The organism is Pseudomonas inefficax, from assembly GCF_900277125.1.
Classification (GTDB): domain Bacteria; phylum Pseudomonadota; class Gammaproteobacteria; order Pseudomonadales; family Pseudomonadaceae; genus Aquipseudomonas; species Aquipseudomonas inefficax.
In genome coordinates this window covers 1-3,898 of sequence record NZ_OPYN01000139.1, presented here as the reverse complement: position 1 = coordinate 3,898, position 3,898 = coordinate 1, and the positions used below count along the sequence as shown (strand labels likewise).

Genomic DNA, 3,898 nt, shown 5'->3' with positions numbered 1-3,898 from the left:
ACACCTCGGTGAACGCGCGCAGGCCGAACTGCTGGCGGAACTTCACCAGCAGCAGGTTGATGGACACATTGGTCATTACGTAGGCGGCCGGCAGCCAGGCNATTTACGCCGTGGTTGCACCCAGCGCACCTTGCAGGAACACAAGGTTGGCGGTGACCAGCGCGTTGCCCAGGCCACCGGTGATGGCCACCAGCAGCCCGACCACGCCGTAGGCCAGGCGTTTGGCGGGCGTGTGCAGGGGCGTGGAGGGGGAGCCCGGCAGGCTGGGTTTTTCGTGGGGGAGCCACTGGCGTGGGGCGTATTTGTCCATGGGGCAGACTGTACTTCAGCGGCCATTGCAAAAAGACAGTCTACAGCCTGCACCGGCCCTTTCGCAGCACAAGGCTGCTCCTACCGGTATTGCACCGCCCTCAGATGCGATGCAGTACCTGTAGGAGCAGCCTTGTGCTGCGAAGGGGCCAGTGCAGGCGCTACAAGGCCTTGGCCAAAAACTGCGCAGTGCGGCTTTCAGCACACCCGGCCACCACCTGCGGCGTGCCGCTGACCACCACCTGGCCCCCGGCATCCCCGGCCCCAGGCCCGATGTCGATCACCCAGTCGCTCTGCGCCACCACTCGCATGTCATGCTCGACCACCACCACGCTGTGCCCGCCATCGACCAGGCGGTTGAGCTGCACCAGCAGCCGGTCGATGTCCTGCGGGTGCAACCCGTTGGTAGGTTCGTCCAGTACGTACAGCGTCGCCCCGCGGGCCATGCGCTGCAGCTCGGTGGCCAGCTTGATGCGCTGCGCCTCGCCGCCGGACAGTTCGGTGGCCGGCTGGCCCAGGCGCAGATAGCCCAGGCCGATGTCTTGCAACACCTGCAGGCAGCGCCGCGCCGCTGGCTGTTCGGCGAACACCTGCAGGGCCTGGTCGACCGTCAACTGCAGCACCTGCGCAATGTTCATGCCTTGCCAGGTCACCGCCAGGGTTGCCGGGTTGTAGCGGGCGCCATGGCAGGTCGGGCAGGGCGCATAGACGCTGGGCATGAACAGCAACTCGACGCTGACGAAACCTTCGCCCTCGCAGTTCTCGCAGCGCCCCTTGGCAACGTTGAAGGAGAACCGCCCGGCATCGAAGCCTTGTGCCTTGGCCTGTTCGGTGGCGGCGAACAGCTTGCGCACATGGTCGAACAGGCCGGTGTAGGTGGCCAGGTTGGAGCGTGGCGTACGGCCGATCGGCTTCTGGTCGACCTGCACCAGGCGCCTGATGCTGCCAAGGCCAGCGCTCACATGCCCGCCGCTGGCCTGTTCGGGCTCATCTTCAAGGCTCTGTTCTTCGGGTTCGTTGCTCGGTGCGGCATGGCCCAGGTGTGCACCCACCAGCTCCAGCAGGGCCTGGCTGACCAGGCTCGACTTGCCCGAACCGGAAATACCGGTAACGGCGGTAAAGCAGCCCAGCGGGAATTCGGCACTTATGTTGTTCAGGTTGTTGCGGCTGATGCCTTCAAGCTTCAGCCAGTCGTGGGCCTGGCGTGGCGTGCGCGTGGTCTGGGCCGGTGCACCGAACAGGTAGGCCCGGGTGCTCGAATGCTCGACCTGGGCCAGCCCGTCGGGCGGCCCGCTGTAGAGGATGGTGCCGCCATGCTCGCCAGCGGCAGGCCCTACATCCACCAGCCAGTCGGCGCGGCGCATGGTGTCCAGGTCGTGTTCCACCACATATACCGAGTTGCCAGCATGCTTCAGGCGCTGCAGCGCCTCGAACAGGGCTTCGCTGTCGGCCGGGTGCAAACCGGCCGAAGGTTCGTCGAGCACGTAGATCACGCCGAACAGTTGCGAGTTCAGCTGGGTGGCCAGGCGCAGGCGCTGCAGCTCGCCGGAGGACAGGGTCGGGGTGCTGCGCTCCGGGGCCAGGTAGCCCAGGCCCAGCTCCAGCAGGGTGTCGATGCGTTCGAGCAGTTCGTTGGCGATGCGTTGGGCGGCCAGGCGCTTTTCCAGGGTCAGGTCGTCCTGCTGTTGTGCCAGGTAGTCTGCTGCCGCCACCTTGCGCAATACCTCGGCCAGCGCCTGCAGCGACAGGTGCGACAGCTCGGCGATATCCAGCCCGACGAAGGTCACCCCCAGGGCCTCGCGCTTCAGGCGCTTGCCCTGGCACAGCGGGCATGGGCTTGGGCGCATGAACTGAGCAACGCGCTTGCGCATCTGTGCGCTTTGCGAGTGCATGAAGGTGTGCAGCACGTAACGCCGGGCACCCATGAACGTGCCCTGGTAGCTGGGCTCCTGCTTGCGCTTGAGGGCGGTGCGGGTCTGCGCCGGTGTCAGCCCGGCGTACACCGGCGCGGTGGGTGTTTCTTCGGTGAACAGGATCCAGTCGCGCTGCGCTTGTGGCAAGTCGCGCCAGGGAGTATCGACGTCGTAGCCTAGCGTCACCAGGATGTCACGCAGGTTCTGCCCCTGCCAGGCCATCGGCCACGCCGCCACGGCGCGCTCGCGGATGGTCAGCGACGGGTCGGGGACCATGGTCGCTTCGTTCACTTCGTAGACCCGGCCCATGCCATGGCATTCCGGGCAGGCGCCCTGGGGCGTGTTGGGCGAGAAATCCTCGGCATACAGCATCGCTTGGCCGGCCGGGTAGTGGCCGGCGCGGGAGTAGAGCATGCGGATGGAGCTGGACAGGGTGGTCACGCTGCCCACCGAGGAACGTGCACTAGGCGTGCCGCGTTGCTGCTGCAGGGCCACGGCCGGGGGCAGGCCTTCGATGGCGTCGACGTCCGGCACGCCGACCTGGTCGATCAGGCGCCGGGCATAGGGCGCGACCGATTCGAAATAGCGCCGCTGGGCTTCGGCGTAGAGGGTGGAGAAGGCCAGCGAGGACTTGCCCGAGCCGGACACGCCGGTGAACACCACCAGTGCGTCACGAGGGATATCGACGTCGATGTTCTTGAGGTTGTGCTCGCGGGCGCCACGGACGCGGACGAAGCCGGCTGGGGGCGTATGGCGTGGAGGCATTGGGCGGTCCTTGGCTGGGGTCGGTGATGAAGGTAGCAGTAAAGCGCTGTGGGGTCGCTAGGGTATGGTTTGAGTTTTTTGGTGCCTGGGAGATCGAGCGCCGCCCGCGCGGCGCTTCGCAGCACAAGGCTGCTCCTACATCTGTTTCAGGCCAGTCATGCCTGTGCCAGACGCGCGCGACCGCCTTGTTTATACGACGCGATATCGAGCCGTGCACCGGGGGCTCGCGCGCAATTGCCCCAGGACTCACTGGCCCGAAACAGATGTAGGAGCAGCCTTGTGCTGCGAAGCGCCGCGCGGGCGGCGCTCGATCTCATAGGCACTGGAGCTTTCAAGCCCTGCACTAGTTCCATCCAGCGGAACCACATTCGATTGTGCTCCTTCTCCACTCGCGCTTATCTGTCAGCCAAGCACGACCTGCCTCACCCGTCGTGACCTCAAGGCGAACAACAAGAACGGGAAACCACCCGCGCGAGGAGACTCTACATGTCCCGACATCAGCACATCCTGGCCTGGCTGAACGATGTGGCCAGCGACCTGCACGCAATCCGTCACGATATCCACGCTCACCCGGAACTGGGTTTCGAAGAAAGCCGCACTGCGGCACTGGTTGCCCAACTGCTCGAAACGTGGGGCTATGAAGTGCACACCGGTATCGGCAAGACCGGCGTGGTCGGCGTACTGCACAATGGCAACAGCCCACGCCGCCTGGGCCTACGCGCCGACATGGACGCGCTGCCCATACACGAGGCCACCGGCGCCGCCTACANCAGCCAGCACCAAGGCTGCATGCACGCCTGCGGCCATGACGGGCATACCACCATGCTGCTCGGCGCTGCACGCTTCCTGGCGGCGACGCGGCAGTTCGCCGGGACGCTGACGCTGATCTTCCAGCCGGCCGAGGAGGGCCA

2 protein-coding genes and 1 pseudogene are annotated in these 3,898 nt (G+C 65.9%); 1 reads left to right on the top strand and 2 read right to left on the bottom strand.

The features are described from left to right. Positions 1-310: pseudogene (locus JV551A3_RS16305) on the bottom strand (MFS transporter); the annotation flags it as partial. Between the two features lie 160 nt (positions 311-470). Further along, positions 471-2,987 carry an excinuclease ABC subunit UvrA gene (locus tag JV551A3_RS16300; protein WP_133972286.1) on the bottom strand — a complete coding sequence of 839 codons (2,517 nt, stop codon included), beginning with the start codon at positions 2,985-2,987 and terminating at the stop codon, positions 471-473. Positions 2,988-3,473: 486 nt separating this feature from the next. Between JV551A3_RS16300 and JV551A3_RS16295 the strand changes: the two genes are divergently transcribed. Next, on the top strand, positions 3,474-3,898 hold a 425-nt coding region (locus JV551A3_RS16295), incomplete at its 3' end, for a M20/M25/M40 family metallo-hydrolase (protein WP_133978913.1).